This window comes from Planomonospora algeriensis, from assembly GCF_977012225.1.
This window is the reverse complement of the sequence record NZ_CDRNDK010001079.1, coordinates 1-509: the sequence shown is the minus strand read 5'-3', so window position 1 is coordinate 509 and position 509 is coordinate 1. Positions and strand designations below refer to the sequence as shown.

The window sequence follows — 509 nt, the reverse complement described above, 5'->3', positions numbered from 1 at the left end:
GCGGCGCGGCGGGCCGCCTCGTCGGCGGCGCGGGCCCGTTCCAGCGCGGCCTCGAAGACCGCCAGGCGCTCCCGGTACTCCTTCAGCTGCTGCCGGTGCCGCTTGCGGCCGTGCCGCCGATCGCTCCACCACTGCCCGATCATGATCGTCGGGCTGAGCAGCGCGAACAGCAGGAAGTACCAGGTCCGCAGCGCCCAGGCCATGCCCACGCCCAGCACCAGGGGCAGGAACGCGGTCAGCAGCTGCAACCGCATGCCCTCGGCGCGCCGGGGCTCCACCGGGACCTCCAGCCGCCGTGCGGGCTCCGGGGGGCGGATCCGGGGCGGCCGGTTGTAGGCGAGCCCGCCGTCGGGCCGGACGTCCAGGTGCGCGTCGGGCGGCTCGACGGCCGTCAGCGTCAGCACCGAGGAGCCGCAGGTGAGCACCGCGTGCTCGGGCCAGTCCACCGGCTCCGCCACCGGCTCGCCGTCCAGCGCGGCCGCGCCGACCGTCGCCGAGCCTCCGCCCCC

General features: G+C 77.2%; 1 pseudogene. It reads right to left on the bottom strand.

The window, feature by feature from the left end:
- Nucleotides 1-509: pseudogene (locus ACWJ6R_RS37895) on the bottom strand (FtsK/SpoIIIE domain-containing protein); the annotation flags it as partial.